General features: G+C 40.8%; 22 protein-coding genes. All 22 read left to right on the forward strand.

Annotated elements, in window-relative coordinates:
* Positions 1 to 18: 18 nt before the first annotated feature.
* The 22 genes from J2Z24_RS01830 (at position 19) to J2Z24_RS01935 (ending at position 21,074) form a co-directional block, all read left to right on the forward strand.
* Positions 19 to 336, forward strand: a complete 318-nt coding sequence (locus tag J2Z24_RS01830) for a head-tail connector protein (RefSeq protein WP_012102982.1) — start codon at positions 19 to 21, stop codon at positions 334 to 336.
* A gap of 3 nt (positions 337 to 339) precedes the next feature.
* Positions 340 to 675, forward strand: coding sequence for a head-tail adaptor protein (locus J2Z24_RS01835; protein WP_012102981.1), 336 nt, complete (start codon positions 340 to 342; stop codon positions 673 to 675).
* A gap of 5 nt (positions 676 to 680) precedes the next feature.
* A complete protein-coding gene (locus J2Z24_RS01840; RefSeq protein ID WP_035150353.1) occupies positions 681 to 1,112 on the forward strand; it encodes an HK97 gp10 family phage protein in 432 nt (143 codons plus the stop codon).
* Positions 1,109 to 1,450, forward strand: coding sequence for a hypothetical protein (locus J2Z24_RS01845; protein WP_035150356.1), 342 nt, complete (start codon positions 1,109 to 1,111; stop codon positions 1,448 to 1,450). Before J2Z24_RS01840 ends, J2Z24_RS01845 begins: the two co-directional genes overlap by 4 nt.
* Positions 1,451 to 1,453: 3 nt before the next feature.
* Complete coding sequence (locus J2Z24_RS01850) at positions 1,454 to 2,044, forward strand: major tail protein (RefSeq protein ID WP_012102978.1); 591 nt, start codon at positions 1,454 to 1,456, stop codon at positions 2,042 to 2,044.
* Between the two features lie 11 nt (positions 2,045 to 2,055).
* The gene (locus J2Z24_RS01855; protein ID WP_012102977.1) at positions 2,056 to 2,442 is read left to right on the forward strand and encodes a hypothetical protein; all 387 of its coding nucleotides are present in this window, start codon (positions 2,056 to 2,058) and stop codon (positions 2,440 to 2,442) included.
* A 202-nt stretch (positions 2,443 to 2,644) separates the two neighbouring features.
* A complete protein-coding gene (locus J2Z24_RS01860; RefSeq protein ID WP_035150359.1) occupies positions 2,645 to 5,065 on the forward strand; it encodes a phage tail protein in 2,421 nt (806 codons plus the stop codon).
* Between the two features lie 13 nt (positions 5,066 to 5,078).
* Positions 5,079 to 5,930, forward strand: coding sequence for a phage tail family protein (locus J2Z24_RS01865; RefSeq protein ID WP_035150361.1), 852 nt, complete (start codon positions 5,079 to 5,081; stop codon positions 5,928 to 5,930).
* Positions 5,931 to 5,932: 2 nt separating this feature from the next.
* A complete protein-coding gene (locus tag J2Z24_RS01870; protein ID WP_035150364.1) occupies positions 5,933 to 7,849 on the forward strand; it encodes a siphovirus ReqiPepy6 Gp37-like family protein in 1,917 nt (638 codons plus the stop codon).
* 17 nt (positions 7,850 to 7,866) lie between these two features.
* Positions 7,867 to 8,370: a hypothetical protein gene (locus tag J2Z24_RS01875; RefSeq protein ID WP_035150368.1), complete on the forward strand. Its 504-nt coding sequence runs from the start codon at positions 7,867 to 7,869 to the stop codon at positions 8,368 to 8,370.
* A gap of 11 nt (positions 8,371 to 8,381) precedes the next feature.
* A complete protein-coding gene (locus tag J2Z24_RS01880) occupies positions 8,382 to 10,853 on the forward strand; it encodes a phage tail protein (RefSeq protein ID WP_035150370.1) in 2,472 nt (823 codons plus the stop codon).
* An 84-nt stretch (positions 10,854 to 10,937) separates the two neighbouring features.
* Positions 10,938 to 11,378, forward strand: a complete 441-nt coding sequence (locus J2Z24_RS01885; RefSeq protein WP_035150373.1) for a phage holin family protein — start codon at positions 10,938 to 10,940, stop codon at positions 11,376 to 11,378.
* Positions 11,375 to 12,769 carry a hypothetical protein gene (locus tag J2Z24_RS01890; RefSeq protein WP_111947788.1) on the forward strand — a complete coding sequence of 465 codons (1,395 nt, stop codon included), beginning with the start codon at positions 11,375 to 11,377 and terminating at the stop codon, positions 12,767 to 12,769. The genes J2Z24_RS01885 and J2Z24_RS01890 overlap by 4 nt, the downstream gene beginning before the upstream one ends.
* Before the next feature lie 17 nt (positions 12,770 to 12,786).
* Positions 12,787 to 13,488: an N-acetylmuramoyl-L-alanine amidase gene (locus J2Z24_RS01895; protein ID WP_035150375.1), complete on the forward strand. Its 702-nt coding sequence runs from the start codon at positions 12,787 to 12,789 to the stop codon at positions 13,486 to 13,488.
* Positions 13,489 to 13,684: 196 nt separating this feature from the next.
* Positions 13,685 to 13,921: an SHOCT domain-containing protein gene (locus tag J2Z24_RS01900; RefSeq protein ID WP_085059134.1), complete on the forward strand. Its 237-nt coding sequence runs from the start codon at positions 13,685 to 13,687 to the stop codon at positions 13,919 to 13,921.
* Between the two features lie 61 nt (positions 13,922 to 13,982).
* Positions 13,983 to 15,545 (forward strand): recombinase family protein, encoded by a 1,563-nt coding sequence (locus J2Z24_RS01905; RefSeq protein WP_035150377.1) that lies wholly within the window; start codon positions 13,983 to 13,985, stop codon positions 15,543 to 15,545.
* Positions 15,546 to 15,959 carry a recombinase family protein gene (locus J2Z24_RS01910; RefSeq protein ID WP_035150380.1) on the forward strand — a complete coding sequence of 138 codons (414 nt, stop codon included), beginning with the start codon at positions 15,546 to 15,548 and terminating at the stop codon, positions 15,957 to 15,959.
* 3 nt (positions 15,960 to 15,962) lie between these two features.
* Positions 15,963 to 17,534, forward strand: a complete 1,572-nt coding sequence (locus tag J2Z24_RS01915) for a recombinase family protein (RefSeq protein ID WP_035150382.1) — start codon at positions 15,963 to 15,965, stop codon at positions 17,532 to 17,534.
* A 135-nt stretch (positions 17,535 to 17,669) separates the two neighbouring features.
* Positions 17,670 to 18,236, forward strand: coding sequence for an RNA polymerase sigma factor (locus tag J2Z24_RS01920; protein WP_085059135.1), 567 nt, complete (start codon positions 17,670 to 17,672; stop codon positions 18,234 to 18,236).
* Positions 18,226 to 18,978 carry a hypothetical protein gene (locus tag J2Z24_RS01925; protein WP_035150385.1) on the forward strand — a complete coding sequence of 251 codons (753 nt, stop codon included), beginning with the start codon at positions 18,226 to 18,228 and terminating at the stop codon, positions 18,976 to 18,978. Before J2Z24_RS01920 ends, J2Z24_RS01925 begins: the two co-directional genes overlap by 11 nt.
* Positions 18,969 to 19,835, forward strand: coding sequence for an ABC transporter ATP-binding protein (locus tag J2Z24_RS01930; protein ID WP_035150388.1), 867 nt, complete (start codon positions 18,969 to 18,971; stop codon positions 19,833 to 19,835). The genes J2Z24_RS01925 and J2Z24_RS01930 overlap by 10 nt, the downstream gene beginning before the upstream one ends.
* Positions 19,836 to 21,074: an ABC transporter permease gene (locus J2Z24_RS01935; RefSeq protein ID WP_035150392.1), complete on the forward strand. Its 1,239-nt coding sequence runs from the start codon at positions 19,836 to 19,838 to the stop codon at positions 21,072 to 21,074.
* The last annotated feature ends 4 nt before the right edge of the window (positions 21,075 to 21,078 follow it).

Consider the following 21,078-nt stretch of genomic DNA (forward strand, 5'->3'; position numbering starts at 1 on the left):
CGGAAGGAGGCGGACGGCATGACAACTGATAATCTTCTCCCTAAAGTAAAAGCAAATCTGATCCTAACGCATGACGCAGACGATGGACTTCTGCTGCATTACATCAAAGCCGCCGTCTCTTATGCGGAAAGTTATCAGCATGTTGCTGAGGGTTATTACACTGAAAACATCATGCCCCCAACAACTGAACAGGCAGTAATCATGCTGTCGAGTCATTTCTACGAAAGCAGAGATGGCTCGACGGCTGGTTTCTTCGCCGATAGCGTACAAGCGGGGCAGCAGGTTTGGAACACAGTGAACCTACTTCTTAGACTAGACCGGGATTGGAAGGTGTAAATTATGAGTTTTGGAAAGATGAACACCTTTATTGATATCATCAGTACAGAGCCTATTAAAGACAAGGATGGTTTCGCTGCTATAGGCGATAACATACTTGCTAGTGTACGTGCCTACAAGGAAGATCGGCATGGCAGTGAGCGGTGGGCAAATAGGGCATCATTTTCTTCTGCAACTTCCCTATTTAGGTTTAGAAAAATTTCTGGCCTTAGGGTGACCAGTGAAATGGTCATCGTTTGTGATGATGGCAGATATCAGATTTTAAGCGTTGATGATGTAAGAAACCGAGGTATGTATGTCGAGGTTTTAGCAGAAAAGATAGAACCAACTGTGAGGTGATGGATATGGCAAAAGTGAATATAAAGATGCCAGAAGAATTCCTTTTAAAGGTATCACGATTAGCTGACCAGACCGATGTAATTCTTCCTAAGGTTCTGGAAGTTGGCGGTGAAGTGGTATTGGATAAAGTTAAGGGAAATCTAAGTAAAGTGATTGGTAAGAATACAAAATATCCATCCAAAAGCACTGGGGAGCTACTATCTTCACTAGGACTTTCAAGTGCAAAGCAAGATAGAAACGGAAACTTCAATGTCAAAGTTGGCTTTGCCGAGCCGCGTTCTGATGGTGAGAGCAATGCTAAAATTGCCACAATCATTGAATATGGTAAACATGGTCAGCCTGCAAAACCCTTCCTAAAGCCTGCGAGAACTGCATCTAGGAAACCTTGTATCAATGCGATGATCGCAAAGCTAGAGGAGGAGATTGATAAAATATGAATATCTTAGAGGAGCTAAATACACTTCTGACAGCAATACCTATCCCCGTAGAAACCGGGGTTTTTTCAGGTTTGGCACCGGATGAGTACGTGGTGATACTCCCACTTTCGGATGTTTTTGAAGTTCATGCGGATAACCGCCCTGGCTTTGATGTGCAGGAAGCACGGATATCACTATTTTCCAAGAGCAATTACTTAGAGAGAAAGAGGCAGATTACAACGGCTTTGTTAAACGATGATTTTACAGTGACTGAGCGTAGGTATATTGGTCACGAGGATGATACTGGATATCATCATTACGCCATCGACGTGGCGAAAAACTATGGAATGGAGGAATAACATATGGCAACTATCGGTTTGGATAAACTGTACTATGCAAAAATAACCGAGGACTCAAATGGCGAGGAAACCTATGGTGTGCCTTCGGTACTCGCAAAAGCCATTACTGCCGAACTTTCGGTAGAATTGGTGGAAGCAATTCTGTATGCCGATGATGGTGCTGCCGAGGTTGTGAAGGACTTTAACAGCGGTACACTCACTCTCGGTGTAGATGACATTGGCCCGACAGTAGCAGCAGATCTAACTGGTGCGTCCACCGACGACAATGGGGTATTAATTTCTGCAAGTGAGAGTGTAGGTACACCTGTTGCAGTGGGGTTTCGTGCGCAAAAGGCCAATGGAACATACCGATATTTTTGGTTGTATCGTGTTAAGTTTGGACTACCAGCGACCAACTTACAGACAAAGGCGGATTCCATTACCTTTTCTACACCTACTATTGAAGGAACAGTTATGCGTAGGAACAAGCTGGATGGGTTGGGCAAGCACCCATGGAAAGCAGAAGTCACAGAAGGTGACCCCGGTGTTTCATCGTCCACCATAACAGGCTGGTTCACTGAAGTTTATGAACCCGTATATACACCTGAACCATAGGAGGAGAAATGATGGATAATGAGAGAAGTGCCACAATCAAAATAGGTGACAAAGAGTATGAACTGGTTTTAACTACACGTGCAACAAAGGCAATTGCTGGTCGTTACGGTGGTCTTGAAAATCTTGGAGAAAAACTGATGAAATCAGAAAACTTTGAGATGGCACTGGACGAGATAGTTTGGCTAATCACATTGCTTGCAAACCAGTCCATTTTAATTCGTAATCTTAAGAATAAGAACGCACCAGAAGAATTGTTGACAGAGGAAGAAGTGGAGCTTCTTACCTCACCGCTTGATTTGGCGGAATATAAAAGTGCAATCACCGAAGCAATGTTCAAAGGTGCAAAGCGCAACGTGGAAAGTGAGGAAGAAACTCCAAAAAACATGGAAGTCGGGTAACGGACGCTGAAGTCTTTACCCGACTTTATTATTATGGAACAGTTCAGATGGGCATGGACGCAGAGGAATTCTGGCTTATGCCAATTGGACTGTTTTTTGATTTATGGGCTTGCCACAAGCAATGGCATGGGATCGAAAAGCCGAAGAAAACTCGAACGATTGACGATATTATCCCACCAGGCATATAGGAGGAGGTGAAGGTATGGCGGACAATTTTGGATTGAAAATAGGCGTCGAGGGCGAGCGTGAGTTTAAGAACGCCCTACGAGATATCAATCAGTCCTTTAAGGTGCTGGGCAGTGAAATGGCACTTGTGACCAGTCAGTTTGATAAAAACGATAAATCTATCCAGTCGGTCACTGCTCGTAATGCGGTTTTGAATAAAGAAATCGACGCACAGAAAGAAAAGATTTCAACCCTTAAGGCCGCTCTTGATAATGCCACCTCCTCTTTCGGTGAAAATGACCGCCGCACTCAAAACTGGCAGATTCAGCTGAACAGAGCTCAGGCAGAACTCAATAATATGGAGCGTGAACTTCAGCAGTCTGTGGTTGAAGCAGATAATCTCGGTGAAGAGTTAGACAACTCAGGCAAAAGTGCGGAAGATTCTGGAGGTAAATTTGAAAAGCTTGGTGGTATACTCAAGGGCATCGGTGTGGCTATGGGCACAGTTGCAGTTGCTGCTGGAGCTGCTGCTATAAAATTGGGTAAAGAGGTAGTTACCCAGTTTGGGGAATTGGAACAAAACCTAGGTGGATCGGAGGCGGTTTTTGGAGCATATGCTGCTTCAATTCAAAAGACCGGTGAAGAAGCCTATAGAAATCTCGGAATTTCCCAAAGTGAGTATTTGGCAACAGCTAATAAAATGGGTGCATTGTTTCAAGGCTCTGGCATTGAACAGCGAAAAAGTCTTGAATTGACAGAAAAAGCGATGCAACGTGCAGCAGATATGGCATCCGTTATGGGTATAGATATGTCTTCTGCCATGGAAGCGGTTACGGGAGCGGCAAAAGGCAACTTTACCATGATGGATAACTTAGGTGTTGCCATGAATGCTACAAACATCGAAGCTTATGCTCTTGCTAAGGGACTAGATTTCACTTGGAATACCGCTACACAAGCGGAAAAAGCGGAAGTCGCAATGCAGATGTTTTTTGAAAACACACAGCAGTATGCCGGAAACTTTGCGAGAGAGTCAACTGAGACCATTTCTGGTTCTATTGGGTTATTACAAGCTGCACTTGGCTCTTTTACAGCAGGACTCGGTAACGCTAATGCAGACATGACAAATTTGACGGAAAATCTTGTGGATGCATTCCGTGCAGTCGTTAAAAATATCGTGCCTGTTTTAGAAAACATCGTAACCGCACTACCGCCTGCGTTCGATGCGATATTAACAGCAATAGGTGACTTGCTTCCGATGTTGTTGGAAACTGTAACGAGCCTGTTCACGCAGGTGTTGGAGACACTCTTGAACTTATTGCCTGAACTGATTCCAGCGGCAGTAGATGCAGTAATGACGATTGTCGGTGCGTTGATTGATAATCTTCCACTGCTCATAAATGCAGCAATAGAACTGGTAACCGCACTTGTGGAGGGTATTGGCATGGCTCTACCACAACTGATACCCGCAGCAGTTTCGGCAGTCACGCAGATTGTTCAAGGATTAATGGATAACCTACCACTTATTTTGGATGCCGCTTTGCAGTTGATAATAGGATTAGCACAGGGATTGGTAGATGCAATACCTCAACTAACATCTGCCTTACCTGTCATCATAAAAGCAATAGTGGATTTTATAGTGGAGTCCATTCCACAGATTATTGATGCAGGTATTCAATTATTGACTTCACTGGTTACAGCACTGCCTACTATCATCACAGCAATCGTGGAAGCAATCCCGCAGATTATCGACAGTATTATCAGTGCAGTTATTGGGTCAATTCCATTGATTATAGATGCGGGCATACGTCTATTAATATCACTCATACAGGCACTCCCACAAATTATCACTACTGTGGTTGGGGCTATTCCGAAAATAATAACATCTTTGGTAAACGCTATTGTAGGTAACGTCGACAAGATCATCTTGGCCGGTGTTCAGCTGTTTGTGGCATTAATTGCGAATCTTCCAAGGATAATCGTAGAGATCGTCAAGGCTGTACCTCAGATTATCTCAGGATTGGTCAATGCTTTTACCAGTTATATAAGCCAGATGGCTAAAGTAGGTGGAAACTTAATCAAAGGTCTGTGGCAAGGTATTTCAGATGCAGGTGCATGGCTATGGAGTAAAATATCTGGATTTTTCGGCAATGTTGTATCAAAGATTAAGAATTTCTTCGGCATCAGTTCACCTTCAAAGCTATTTGCTGGGATTGGTCACAATATGGGTGAAGGGATCGGTGTAGGTTTTGAGGATGCAATGACAGCAGTTTCAAGGGATATGCAAAATGCTGTACCAACTAGTTTTGATTTTAATTACAGAGGTTTATCTGGGCAAGGGAATGCCAATGGTACAAATATCACTCAAAATATCTCTGTTGTGTCACCAAAGCCTCTATCTGAAAAAGAATTAGCCAGAGAATTCAAAAATCTGTCTCGCAAACTGGCACTAGAATATTAAAGGAGGTCTGGCAGTGGAACTTATTTATATTAACTCAAGCGGTGAGAGTATCACCCTAAAACAAAGCCGCCCGTATTTTCTTACCAAGATAGACGGCACAGGCAACATACGCCAGACCGTTAATACATTTAAGGCACCGGATCAAGACGGTGCTTTTTATATTTCCTCCACACTGGATATGCGTAATATCACGCTAGAAGGTACGGTCGTAGCGGATTCTCTTGATGAGGCTTATGTACGGAGACAAAGATTTCTTAGGATATTTACTCCAAAAATGCGGGGAACTCTTTTGTATCGTGGACGGCAAATTGCTTGTGTGGTAGAGGAAGCAGGATTTACTGTTTCTACTAGACAACGCATACCAAACTTCTTTGTAAGTTTACTATGTCCATCCCCTTTCTTCGAAACATTGGATGAGGTGAGAGAGGAACTGGCATCATGGATACCTCTATTTGAGTTTGAACTGGAGATACCAGTAAGTGGTATGGAGTTTGGAATGCGCCAACCGAGTCAAATCATCACAGTAGAAAACATTGGTGATGTATCTTGTGGATGCGAAATCGTATTTCGAGCACTGGGTACGGTTACCAACCCTGAACTACTAAACATAGACACGGGAGAATATATCCGGCTTCTCACTACAATGAGTGCTGGTGATGAACTTCGTGTGTATACCCATTTCGCTGGTAAGCGTGTGGTCCAGGTTGTAGGCTCAACGGTTACAAATGCTTTTTCACTATTGGACACCAATTCAACGTTTTTCCAGCTTGCTGCAGGTACTAACACACTGCGCTATGACGCTTCAGTTAATATGGAACTGTTGGAGGTCAGTATTTACTTTCGTCCACAATTTCTGGGGGTGTGAGTATGGAACTATATATCTTTAATACAAACCGGGAGCTTGTGGGCATCGTGGAATCTTTCGAATATCTTCGATGGACACGGCGTTATTCTCAGTGTGGTTCATTTGAACTAAAAGCCATCGCCACACAAGAGAATGCCGAACTTCTAAAAGAAGGAAATATCATTTGGAAGAACGATGATGAAGAAGCTGGGATTATTGAGCATCTTTCCTTGTCTCAGACGGATCAGGAATTTATTACAGTAAGTGGTCGCTTTGCCACGTCTTTTCTTGCTAGACGCATTGTATGGCAAACGGAGAAATTGTCCGGTGATATTTCTGATTGTGTAGAGCAACTTATAGAAAATAATCTTATCAATCCTTCTGATGTAGCAAGAAAGATTAGCGGTATATCCTTTTCATCTCCAAACCTGGGTATACCCATCAGCACCCAAATTTCGTACCGCAACTTGATGGGCGCAGTGACGGAACTATGTGAAGTTTCGGAGGTTGGTATCAAGACTATTTTTACTCCTGAAACAGGGGTTTTTACAATAATGCTGTATAAGGGGACTGAATCACAGGCAGTGTTCTCTAAGGAGTACGAGAACTTAACTGAGCAGGTTTATACAGTAAGTGCAGCAGATTTTGCTAACACCGCTCTTGTTGGTGGGGAGGGCGAAGGTGCAGAGCGGACATTTGTAGCAATTACAAGTGGATCGGGAGAAACACGACATGAGATTTTTGTGGATGCTAAAGACCTACGGGCAGAAGATTTTGGAGTGGATTATATCAATACGCTGATTTTTCGTGGGCAGAGCAAGCTAAATGAGCAAGTAATACGTTATTCCTTTGATACATCAGTTAACCCACATGGCAACCTAACTTATAAGGTAGACTTTGACCTTGGCCAGGTTGTTAAGGTAATTTCCAAAGCATGGGGTGTATCTATGACAACACGCATCGCTGAAGTGGAGGAGACTTATGACGCGGACGGTCAAAGCATCAGCGTAGTATTCGGAAAGAGCGAGCTAACAATAGCTCAAAAAATTCGCTCTGATATGAGTGAGGTTAAAACGGCATTATCTGCCCCAACTGGCATCTCTGATATTGCAGAAGCATTAGGCAATGTGTCAGAAACACTTGGAGATATTCATGACCTTGACCCCAATATCCAAGGAGATACTGTTACCGATAGTATTAACAATCTGTTTGGGAAACTGCCCTCACTTGAGGTAATTGTTGGAGAAGGAACTATATCGATCGGCCAGTATGCCCTGCATCATATGAGCCCTGGAGATGCTTTTTATTTCACCTCGTGGAGCGGCAACAAATTCAGTGATCAGCCAAGCGATGACGGGCATGTCTTTTTGGTTAAGCATAGCGGGGATAACACGGGAAACGGATATCAGCGGGCAATGGGATTTTTTATATCTCGCAACACAATGACGTTTTATGTGATATCTGTTTTTGTATTTAACAATCCGTCTGGTGAAGCGAACTGGTTGAATATTAATAACGATCCAATAACTACATCACGGATTGCAAATGGAGCGGTCACTGGTGCCAAGATTGCAGAACGAACGATTACTGCAACTAAAATCTCCTCTGCGTTTACTGATTACTCTATGACAGAACAAAACACAGGGCGTCTATGGATAGATGGTAAGGCAATATATCGAAAAGTAGTAAACCTCGGCTCCCTTCCCAACGCTACTCCTGGGAGTGTAGCCCATGGCATAGCAAACCTAAGTACAGTTGTTAGTTTATCTGGCTTTGCAACAAATGGCACCAACTTCTTGCCACTACCGCTTGCACGGTATAACAACTTCGCTTCACAAATCGGTCTTTATGTGGATAAAACAAATGTCGTTGTTGAACCTGGTATTGACCGGACAGATTATACGGGCTACGTGGTTATCGAGTATACGAAAACCATCTAGGAAGGAGGAATTTTTGTATGGAGAAAAGCGGATTTTTCAATTCATCCGATGGAGATAGAGTCTATGATGCCACGGATTTTGCAGCATACTTTGGAAGTCTTGTTTCAAACGGGATATTTTATAAAACAGCTACAAATCTGCAGGTATCACCAGGGATGGGATTGGCAGTAAGCGTGGCGGCTGGAAGTGCGTGGATTAATGGATATAGATATGAGAATACAGATGCGTTAAATATGCCTCTCACTACAGCGCACGGTAGCAATCCACGCATTGACCGGATTGTTGTTCGCTTAAGCCAAATCAGCAGGAATATTCAGCTTGCAGTTGTTACAGGGACTCCAGCTGCTACACCAGTGGCCCCAGACTTAACAAGAACCAGCGATGTATATGAACTCGGTATTGCAGACGTTCTTATACCTGCTGCGGCTACATCAATAGCAGCAAATAACATTACTGATACCAGATTAAACACCAGCCTTTGTGGGTTAGTGAACTCATTGGTATCGGCGGTTTACGAGTGAGGTGAATTTCTATGGCAACCTATCAAGCGATAAATGCTTGTACATGGCGTAATGGCAGTTGGATTGCTGGTGTAACCGATTACGTTCGACAAGGGGTTTATGCCCCAGCCAATAATTATGAAAATGTTGGTGCCATGTTATTTGACCTTACAAGTATTCGAAATACCTATGCAAACTATTATCCTACCTCTGCCAGTATTCGTCTTGTTAGGATAGCTGCAGGTGATTGGGGTTCAGCTAGAACGATAACGCTATATGCTGGAAATGCATATGGTTTGCCATCTCCTAGTTCGGGTACCAGCATATCCGGGAGTAGACCTACGAAAGTTACTTCTGGATATAGCTATACTGTTTCTGCCGGACAGGGTACAAAGGATATCGCAATTTCCACCGCACTCATTGATTCCATCGGTAGTGGAGCTAGTAATTGTTTATTCATGGATGCTGGCTCCAGCACACTAAACTATATGGGATTTCGAGCCAGAGATGATTTAAGCCAGATAGTGTTAACCATTAACTGGGCAATAAGAACCACAGCTTGTAGTGCTCCGACATCCTGTTCATTGAGTGCAACTCTCTCGGAGGACAATGTTACATTATCATGGAGTGGTGCTTCCGGTGGTACAAATAATGCCATCTCCTCCTACGAGATACAGTATAGTGATTCTGCTGACAACTTGAATTGGGGATCGTGGACAGCACTAACTACAGTAACCACCACGGCCACTAGTGGCAGCTTGTCAGTTGCACCACCATCAACACGGGGTAATTATCGTAGGTTTCGGGTGCGAACTCGAGGTACAGCAGGAGCAAGTTATTATTCAGGCTGGAGAGTATCATCGAACTCTGTTCGCAGAAACACAGTTCCTAGTCCACCAACTACAGTAACTGCTACTCCAATCAATTATAGTGATGAAACAATCACGCTTACTTGGAGCGGTGCTTCTGGAAGTACGAGTGCAATCAAGGGATACCAGATTGCCAGTAGAACATCTACGGATAACAGCACATGGAGTTCATGGAATGTTCTAACCATTTTAGCCCTATCGGCCAGTGGAGGTAGTTATAACCCTAACGTGTCACGAGTTCCAGGAACATATACTCAATTTGGTGTATGGACGATAGATAATCTCGATGTCTACTCCTCGGAAAAAATCAGTAATAGCATCTACTGTGATATCACGGCTTGTGGAGCACCGACTGCTTGCTCGGTAAGTTCAACTTTAGCTGAAGGAAATGTTACTCTTTCATGGAGTGGTGCATCCAGTGGAGCAGGCAACACCATCACATCCTATGAAATTCAATATAGTGACTCGGCAGATAACAGCACATGGGGAGCATGGACAGCATTAACAATAGTGGTTACCTCAACAACAATTGGCAGCGTAGTTGTTGTCCCACCGACAACTCGCGGTTATTACCGTAGGTTTAGAGTTAGGACACGTGGCACGGCTGGAGAGAGTTTTTATTCTGACTGGACTATATCTAGTAACACTGTCCGCAGAAATACACTGCCCATTCCGCCTACTTCTTTTACTGCAACTCCTTCAATATATGAGACGAATACAGTAACTCTTATGTGGAGCGGAACAATACCGGGAACCAGTGCTATCAAGCAATATGTTATTCAACAAGCTACATCAGCAGACGGTATAAATTGGTCGGTATACGAAGCATTGACTACTATTATTTCAAGTGCTACTTCAGGTACCCATCAGGTAAATGCTTCCCCGGTACCTGGAATATATACCCGCTATCGAATAAGCGTAACAGATACACTTGATGCAGTTTCAAGCCATGTGGTTAGTAACACGGTAAAGAAAAACAGTCCGCCTGCTGCTCCGATCATCGTCAGTCCTATGACCGGAAAGTCTACTTATAACACCACACCACGCTTTATGATTACTACAGGTACTGAACCAGACGGTCAGACACAGATTGTGGAAGTAAAGATTGATTCAGGTGAGTGGGTTAATAGTGTGGATAATCCTGAGAGATTTTCTACGAGTGGCTATCTGGGAAATGGTGTTAGTACAGTGTACCAAGCGGAACCGCTTGCAGTAGGAAACCATACTGTAACCTTCCGCTGTCTTGATAGTGATATTGAGTCGGCAAGCGCAGAAGTTGTCCGGACATTTACTATATTACAGCCACCTTTTGAAACGATTACTGCAAATGAGACTGTTGTAAAGGCAGCACATATTCAGACGCTTCGAACCGCTTTAAATATAGTGCTAAGTTATTACAACTTATCCCCAATAATTTGGAATGAAGAAATTATTGCGGGAAGAACAACAGTTAAAAAATGGCCATCTCACATTACTGAAATCCGAAAAGCTATTGATAATATCATTACAGTGGTTAATGGTTTTGACTCTTCTACAGCATTTGATATACCACCTGTGACATGGCTCCCTATTGGAACAGGGCGTCCAAAGGCGGATGTGATGCAACAAATCCACGATCTTATACTGATGCTGTAAGGTGTGTGATACGGCAACAGCACTCTTGTATTTTACAGGGGTGCTTTTTTAAATACACAAATTAATGTAATGGAGGTGTTTACAGTGAAAGAGATTTGGAATTGGATACAGTTAGCTTTTGCGGCTGTTGGTGCTTTTCTTGGATGGTTTCTCGGCGGGTTTGACGGATTTCTATATACACTGGTCACTTTTGTAGCTATTGATTATCTGACAGGTGTCCTTTGTGCGATTACAGATAAAAAGCTGTCCAGCGAAATTGGTGCCAAGGGAATTTTCAAAAAGGTGCTCATCTTTGTAATGGTAGGTATCGCTCATATTCTTGATACACAAATTTTGGGGAGTGCAGGATACAATGGCAGCGCTTTGCGAACGGCGGTAATCTTTTTCTATCTAAGTAACGAGGGTGTATCCATTTTGGAGAATGCAGGTCATATTGGGCTACCCATCCCAGAAAAACTAAAGGCGGTTCTTAAGCAACTACATGGTCGTGATGAGGAACCTCCTAAGCCAGGTGATGAAATATGATTGACTTAACAAAAGCGGTAACGGTATTCATTGGTCGACGCGGTGAACACAATTACCGAAATATTGAGTTTGATGTATCAAGCCTACTGGAAAATAACTACCCAAGTGCCTCCTTAAATGCGATTTACAAAAGGCCTGATGGGGTTGCATATCCGGTAGTCACGAACTACGCTGATGGTGTCCTTACATGGCAGCCCAATGCAACGGACACATCATTTGTTGGTGTTGGTCGGCTTGAAATAAGGGTTACTTATGGTGATGTGGTTGGAAAGAGTGCAAGAATACTAACCATAGTCGAGGATGCTCTTGTGGATGGAATTGTTGAACCACCAGAACCTCCTGCACAGGAATGGTTAAATAAAGTGCTTTCAGCTTTAGCTGAACTGGATATTGATGAAATAAATAATCTGCTCAACCTCACTTACAATCTATTAAACAACAACTATGATTTGCTAAATACAACACACAATTTGGTTGAGGATACCCGCGAAAATCTATATAGGCGGACAGGTATTCTACTCAACCATTTGCATCCAATAGAAACAGCTAGTGCACCGGATATGATTAGCCGGAGGGCAGCCATCACATTTAGCAATATAGCAAATGGAAACAATGTAGTAATTGGCACGATAACATATACTTTCGTTACAGCTTTGGGCAGTCCAGCTACAAATAATGTGCAGGTTCTAATTCAAGACACCCTTCGTAATACAGTTAAGACACTTGCTAGAGCTATAAGGGGCATTGATGACGAAATGAATATTGCCTATGGAACTGGGACTGATCCAAACCCAATATGTACAGCTTACTGGACAAGTCAAAGGTTTTCCATAGGTAGTACTACCGTTGAGGCAGGTGAGAGCCTTTTTCTACTTGAAAGAGCAGAAAATGTGACTTCCGCAATACCGCTCTCATCCACAGCAACGGCTATTATTAGTGACTTCACCCGTTCGGCCTATTCAAGATATATTTTGTCGGGTAATGTCACGGGTTCAGGCGGTGCAAACAGTGTCCGTGGTCCTTTGCACACGATATTACCTATTAATAGTGTGGTTATTGGCGGTCAGGGCGGAGAATTGTATACGACGGCTTATGATTGCCATTTGATAACTCTTTGTCGTCAATCGGATACTAGTGAAAAGGAACTGGACTTGTATATTTCCAATGATGAGGAGACGTTCACTAGAATTCAACGGAGTACACCTGTCGGATCGAATACTTCAGCAGAATCCTTACACATTCATATTCAAATGCGGCAGGCCAGAGTTCCAGCCGGTTACGGACTGTATATCTGTATGGGAAGTGATGGAACATCATCAAATGCTTATTGTGATTTAAAGTTTACCTATCACCTGTATCCTGTCCATCTTACACCTGAGCCAAATGATTAAATGTTGAGGTGATTATAATGAAATTATACAAACTAATACTTACGAACAACGCCTGCTACAAAGCAGGCAAAACAATAAAACCGAAGGGTATAATGGTTCATTCAACAGGGGCTAACAACCCATGGTTGAAGAGATATGTTGGTCCAGATGATGGTTTGCTCGGAAAGAACCAATACAACAATCATTGGAATCAGGATAAACCTGGAGGTCGTCAAGTTTGCGTCCATGCTTTTATTGGTAAATTAGCAGATGGCTCCATTGCCACATACCAAACATTGCCTTGGAATCATCGTGGTTGGCATGCTGGAGGGGATGCGAATAATACCCATATAGGATTTGAGATTTGCGAGGACGGTCTAACCGATGCCTCGTATTTTTCTGCTGTTTATAAGGAAGCAGTAGAGCTTTGTGTACATCTTTGCAAACTCTATGGACTAAGTGAGAAGGATATCCTCTGTCATAGTGAAGGCTATAAGCAAGGTATAGCCAGTAACCATGCGGATGTTATGCACTGGTTTCCTAAGCATGGCAAGACCATGGATACCTTTAGAGCAGATGTTAAGAAACTTCTAAGCGAAGAAGAAAAATCAGCAGAACCAGCGAAAAAGAAATACTATCGTGTACAAATAGGTGCATACACTTTCAAAGCAAATGCTGAGGCACAGCTTGCCAAAGCTAAAAAGGCAGGATTTACGGATGCATTTATTAAGTATGATTAATCAAAGGGAGCGAGTAATAAGCAATTATGCTTTAGCTTTACAGAGATTCCCTAAAAATATTAACTATTAGATGTATATAGCCTGTGGGGGGGTTATTCCCTTGCAGGCTCTTTTTTTATGCTCTGATTTTATTTAATTTTTACAAATCCTCAACTTCGACCTGTTCCCGCGGCTATTAGGTAGGAGGTGATTCTAAGTGAATCAGAATGAGGATAAAAAAGTCATGAAGATCTCGGATGAGCTTATAAACAAAAGCATCGAGTTAAAGAAAATGTCACAGGAGCAGCTACAGCGTGAGTTTGATTATATTCAGGCAGAGAAATTACTTAGAAAGATGCTCCAAAAAGGTTTAATAACGGAAGCAGAATTCAACAAGATAGACGCACTCAACCGCCAAACTTTCTCTCCTTTTTTAGCAGAGATAATGCCCTGAAGTCGTTGATATATAAGGGTTTCAGAGGTAATATGTGACCTACCAAGAAGGAGGTGAGGCGATGAAAAAGATAACGAAAATAGAAGGAAATCAAGATTATATTTTTAAGCCAAAAACACGAGTAGTTGCCTACTGTCGAGTTTCTACAGATAGTGATGAACAACTAGTCAGCCTGCAAGCACAAAAGGCTCATTATGAGACCTACATTAAGGCAAATCCAGAATGGGAATATGCAGGCTTATACTATGACGAGGGTATCAGTGGTACGAAAAAGGAGAATCGCTCTGGCTTACTTAGAATGTTATCAGACTGTGAAACCAGAAGCATTGACTTAATTATTACAAAGTCCATCAGTAGGTTTGCTAGAAATACTACAGACTGTTTAGAGATGGTTCGTAAACTGATGGACCTTGGGGTTCATATTTATTTTGAGAAGGAAAACATTAATACAGGGTCAATGGAAAGTGAATTGATGCTCTCCATTTTAAGTGGCCTTGCAGAGAGTGAGTCAATTTCTATTTCAGAAAATACTAAATGGGCAATTCAAAGACGATTTCAAAACGGAACATTTAAAATTTCCTACCCACCCTATGGCTATCAAAACATTGACGGTCGCATGATAGTAAATCCTAAGCAGGCTGAAATTGTGAAGTATATTTTTGCAGAAGTATTATCCGGCAAAGGTACACAGAAAATTGCAGATGATCTTAATCGAAAGGGTATACCTTCAAAAAGAGGTGGTCGTTGGACAGCTACTACCATTCGTGGAATGTTGACCAATGAAAAATATACTGGCGATGTTATTTTGCAAAAGACCTATACTGACAGCCGTTTTAACAGGCACACCAATTACGGTGAGAAAAATATGTACCTAGTAGAAAATCATCATGAGGCAATTATCAGCCATGAAGATTTTGAAGCTGTGGAAGCTACTCTCAATCAGAGGGCAAAGGAAAAAGGAATCGAAAAGCGCAACAGTAAATATCTAAACCGATATTCTTTTTCCGGTAAGATTATTTGCTCGGAATGTGGCAGTACCTTTAAAAGACGGATTCATTCATCTGGAAGAAGAGAGTACATTGCTTGGTGCTGTAGTAAGCATATTAGCCAGATAACGGAATGTTCCATGCAGTTCATACGAGATGAAGATATAAAGACTGCATTTGTTACGATGATGAATAAACTCATTTTTGGTCACAAGTTCATATTAAGGCCACTTTTGAATGGGTTACGCAGCCAGAATAATGCAGAGAGTTTTCGTAGAATCGAAGAGTTGGAAACCAAGATAGAAAACAACATGGAGCAAAGTCAGATGCTGACGGGCTTAATGGCCAAAGGATATCTGGAACCTGCTCTGTTTAATAAAGAAAAGAATTCATTGGAAGCAGAAAGAGAAAGTCTTTTTGCGGAAAAGGAACAACTTACCCATTCTGTCAACGGAAATTTTACAAAAGTAGAGGAAGTTGACCGACTTCTTAAGTTTACGACTAAGTCCAAAATGCTCACAGCCTATGAGGATGAGCTGTTTGAAAATTATGTAGAGAAGATTATTGTCTTTTCACGGGAGGTAGTTGGGTTTGTATTAAAATGTGGAATCACACTGAAAGAAAGGTTGGTGAATTAGATGGGTCACACACCCTTTGGATATAGAATTGAAGATGGAAAGGCTGTTGTAGATGATAAAGCAGCAGAACAAGTAAAAGAGTTATTTTCAGGTTACTTGTCAGGATTATCTTTGAAGAATGCTGCAATAAAAGCTGGGATAGATTGCTACCATGCCACAGTAAGTAGGATGCTACAGAACAAGCAATACCTTGGAGACGAATTCTACCCTTCAATTATTGATGAGGAGATATTTGAAAAAGCAAGGTTAGAAAAACAAAAGCGAGCAGAAAAACTCGGAAGGATATGGGAGCCTAAAGATGTACCGAAAACGGATTATCCTGTAAAGTTCAAAGCAAAACCTCTGGTACAAAAATATGACGATCCATATAAGCAGGCAGAATATGCTTACAGTTTGATAGAAAGTGAGGTGTAACCAGTGGCAGTTAGCAGGAATGTAACAGTAATTCCAGCAATTAAACGAATCGGAAATAATAAAAATAGGGAGAGTAAACCCAAAATACGAGTGGCAGCTTATTGCCGAGTTTCAACGGATAGTGAGGAACAGTCCTCAAGTTACGAAATTCAGATTGAGCATTATACAAACTATATCAAGAGGAACAAGGAATGGGAATTGGCAGGTATTTTTGCGGATGACGGTATCACTGGTACCAATACGAAAAAGCGTGATGAATTTAACCGCATGATTGAGGAGTGTATGGCAGGCAATATTGACATGATCATCACAAAATCAATCAGCCGATTTGCCAGAAACACGTTGGATTGCCTTAAATACATCCGTCAGTTAAAGGATAAAAACATCGCTGTATTCTTCGAGAAAGAGAACATCAACACCATGGATTCTAAGGGTGAGGTGCTACTTACCATTATGGCATCACTTGCCCAGCAGGAAAGCCAGTCCTTAAGCCAGAACGTTAAGTTAGGTATACAATATCGTTATCAGCAAGGTGAGGTTCAGGTCAACCATAAGCGTTTCCTTGGATACACTAAGGATGAAAACAAGCAACTGGTGATTGATCCAGAGGGTGCTGAGATTGTTAAACGGATTTACAGGGAGTATCTTGAGGGTGCTAGCCTTTTACAGATAGCCAGAGGGCTAGAAGCGGACGGTATTCTTACAGCAGCAGGCAAAGCTAAATGGAGACCGGAAACACTGAAAAAGATACTGCAGAATGAAAAGTATATCGGTGATGCCCTTCTACAAAAGACATACACAGTTGATTTCCTTTCTAAAAAGCGAGTAAAGAATAACGGTATCGTTCCACAGTATTATGTAGAAAACAGCCATGAGCCTATTATTCCACGCGAGCTTTTTATGCAGGTTCAAGAAGAGATGGTTCGAAGAGCGAATCTCCGAGGAGGTAAAGGCGGTAAAAAGAGAGTCTATAGTAGTAAGTATGCTTTATCAAGTATTGTTTACTGTGGACAATGTGGCGATATTTACCGACGAGTACACTGGAATAATCGAGGTTACAAGTCTATTGTTTGGAGGTGTGTCAGTCGTTTAGAGGAAAAAGGCTCTGAATGTACGGCTCCTACCATAAACGAGGAAACATTACAGGCAGCAGTGGTTAAGGCTATTAATGAACTTTTAGCTAACAAAGAACCCTTCCTATCAGTGTTACAGAAAAACATAGCTACCGTCCTCAATGAAGAAAATGATAATACCACCGATGATATTGATAGAAAACTGGAAGAGTTACAACAACAGCTCCTTATACAAGCAAAATCAAAAAATGACTATGAAGATGTGGCTGATGAAATATATAGACTTCGGGAGTTAAAGCAAAATGCACTTGTAGAGAATGCAGATCGAGAAGGGAAAAGGCAACGAATCGCTGAAATGAGTGATTTCTTGAATGAGCAATCCTGCGAGTTAGAGGAATATGATGAGCAATTAGTAAGGCGGCTAATAGAAAAAGTTACGATACACGATGACAGGATTGAGGTGGAATTTAAGTCAGGTGTTGAAATAGACATAGAAACATAATATTGATGTCCGATCGTCAATCAGGAAATATACTCTCTTGGTTGGCGGTTTCTCATTTTTTCTTTATATTTTAAAGTTTTTCTAGGAATTTTAAATCCTTTAATCAGTAATACTCGTTAATATAAGTGTAGGACTTTGTACCGAAAGGAGGCGATCTTTATTAAAGATTTTCAATTAATACGACAGATACAAAAGGGTGATAAACAAGCATTTGATATTTTAGTGAGAAAGTACTATCAAAATATTTATAGTTACTGTGTCAGACGAACAGGAAATCAAGTGGTCGCCTCCGACTTAACACAAGAGATCTTTTTAAAACTGGTAAAATCCATTTATGATTATCGCTTTAGTGGGAAGTTTATTAATTTTTTATTTACAATTGCAGTTAATACTTGCAATGACTATTACAGAAAGCCACGTCAAGCCTATGAAAATATTGATGACTTACAGAAAGGTGATGACAAACCAGCTCCCATTGAAAATATCATAAGAAGTGAAGAGGCAATTTTTATTAAGAGTAAAATTGATGAGCTTCCTGATATTCAAAAAGATGCAATTATACTCTATTACTATCATGATATGAAGGCAAAGGATATTGCAAAGATTACGGGTGCAAATTTATCTACAGTAAAGTCACGACTGAAACAAGGTAAGGATAAACTCAAAAAATTATTTAATGAGGAGGATTACTTTGAAAGATAGGGATAATTTTAATGAGATGCTTAATCAATATCAAGTTCCACCAGGTAAAGAAAGTGATATTTCTATGACCATATTGCTGGGGCAGGAAATGATGAGCCGTATGGTACGTTCTAAAACACCATTTAGCATTCTACTCAAAGACCAAGCAAGATATATTTCACCATATCTTTGGGGAACCCAGATTGTTGCTATTATTGCGATAATACTACTTTTTACTAACTTAACCGTGCCACACTTTGAAATACAAAAGATATTATTCAGCGTAACACCTATACTTGCCTTCTTTGCCGTACCAGAATTAGTCAAAAGTGCTGTTTACGGTATGACTGAACTAGAGGGTACATGTAAGAATAGTGTTTCGAAGCTTTTGGCAGCACGACTATTTATCTTAGGAAGCATAAATCTTGTGGTAATAACTATGATCATTGCTTTTGTGTCTATCAATTATAGTATGCCTTTTACTCAAACAGTATTCTATGGATTAGTGCCTTTTAACATTGTAAATGGAATTAATCTGCTTGTGTTTCATTTTGCAAAGATACGTTCTTTTGCAGTATCTAGTGGCATTTCTCTTTGCTTGATTGTTTTAATGAATTTGATAACAGAACTTAGCTTTTTTGTAGCCATAAGCCAAACAATGTGGATTATTTTATTTGTGGTAACAACAGTATTTTTACTAGCTGAACTTTATTATTTTATGCATTCTATTACAAATAAGGAGGTACTTATCCAGTGGAACTAAAAATCAATAAATTAACAAAACAATATGGAAATAAATTAGCAGTGGATCGCTTTTCTGCCACATTCACCGAGGGTATTAATGGATTGCTTGGTGCAAATGGCTCAGGTAAGACCACATTAATGCGTATGATGTGCGACATATTACGTCCTACATCGGGAGAAGTATTATTGGATGGGGTAAGTATATCAACATTGGGTGAAGATTATCGTGAGCTTTTAGGATATTTACCACAAAACTTCGGATATTATCCTGACTTTACAGCTTGGGACTTCATGATGTATTTATCATCCTTAAAAGGTTTGCCGAAGCTGACTGCTAAAAATAGATGTAAAGATTTGCTGGAGATGGTGGGACTTTATGAGGTAAGGAAGAAGAAGATTAAGACTTATTCTGGTGGTATGCGTCAGAGGTTAGGAATTGCCCAATCGTTGATTAATGACCCTAAAATACTTATTTTAGATGAACCCACTGCGGGGCTTGACCCAAAGGAACGAGCAAAATTTCGCAATATCATCAGCGATCATTCTACTGGAAAGATAATCTTGCTTTCTACTCATATTGTCTCCGATATCGAATACATTGCGGACAAGATTATGATTATGAAAAATGGACAACTATTTCAAGAGGCTACCGCAGATCGTATTTGCGATAACATAAAGGATTTCGTTTGGAGTTGCGAAGTCTCTTCAAAAGATGTTGATAGATATAATAATAAGTTTATTATAAGCAATCTAAAACATAACGGTGATAAGGTGGAGCTTCGTATCATATCAGAAGAACGCCCTGCCGAAAATGCGTTAAATGTTTCCCCAAACCTTGAAGACTTGTATCTCTACCATTTCAAGGAGGAAGCGTAGATGGTAGGTGTTGTTCAGTTTGAAATTAAAAAGATGCTGCTACGTCCTCTATCTCTAATAACCATTTTTATTTTACTTGCTGTTAATGGTATTACTATATTTTTAGATAGTGGTGGTAATATTGTTCAGCGCCAAGATATAGAATTGCAGAGAACGGAGCAATCAAAATACGCAGGTGAAATCAATCAAGAGTGGGCCAATTTAATACAGACAAAGCTACAAGAAATCAGGAAGAATCCCGATTATTTGATGTCCCAAGACGAGAAGAAAAAGGTGCAAGAGAATTATCTTCAAAGGGGTTACACAGAAGAATATGTCGATAGCATGGATAATACTGCTTTTTTAAAGCCGGAGTTAATATATAGTTTACCATATAGGGTTCTCCTTAATGCGGAAGCCTCATCCGAATTTTATAATAATGCTCAGAAGTTTTCCATCATGCAGGGAAATGTCTATCGGACAGAGTTTATGGGAAATAAAGGTGAGGTTCTTGCTGCAAAGGCTGAAGAAATGTATAGTTATCTAGCTACAAACTATACTGCGCATTATGATTATAATCTAGGTTGGATTAAGCTAATTTCCATGCAGTACCTAATGCCATTCATAATGGGAATATTTTTAATTATAACATTATCCACTATCTTTTCAGGGGAATATAGTCAGAAGACCGACAGTCTTTTATTATCTTCCAAATACGGTAAAAGTAGACTGATTCACGCGAAATTAATAGCAGCCTTTTTAGTAACTATAGGTTTTTGGTTAATTATACAGATTACAAACCTACTTTTGGTGGCAGGATTGTTTAACTTGCAAGGGGCACATACCTTTGTGCAGGATTGGGTATTTAACAATAGCCCATTTCCCTTTACACAGCTAACAAATTATCTTGCGGTAACATTCATGAGCTTTATAGGTATACTGTTTTTTGCGGCAGCTATTCTTCTTATATCTGCAAAGACAAAAAATCCTTTTATTTCATTATTGGTAAGTGGTGTGGTGTTATTGTTTCCAGTTATGGGAGATGTATCAACTATTGAAGGTTTTCTAGGTGAATTGTCGCCTTTCATGCCTACTCAGATGCTAATAGCTACCAATCATTTTATATTCTTTAAGGCTTATTATGTTTTTGGAAATGCACTTTTAATGCAATACGCAGTACCAATGGTGGCTATTATGTTAACTGGTCTTATGGTGTTAATAGCATATCGAACATTTAAACAACGTCAAGTGGAAAATTAGCGGA

This window comes from Clostridium tetanomorphum, from assembly GCF_017873215.1.
Taxonomy (GTDB): Bacteria; Bacillota; Clostridia; order Clostridiales; family Clostridiaceae; genus Clostridium_AO; species Clostridium_AO tetanomorphum.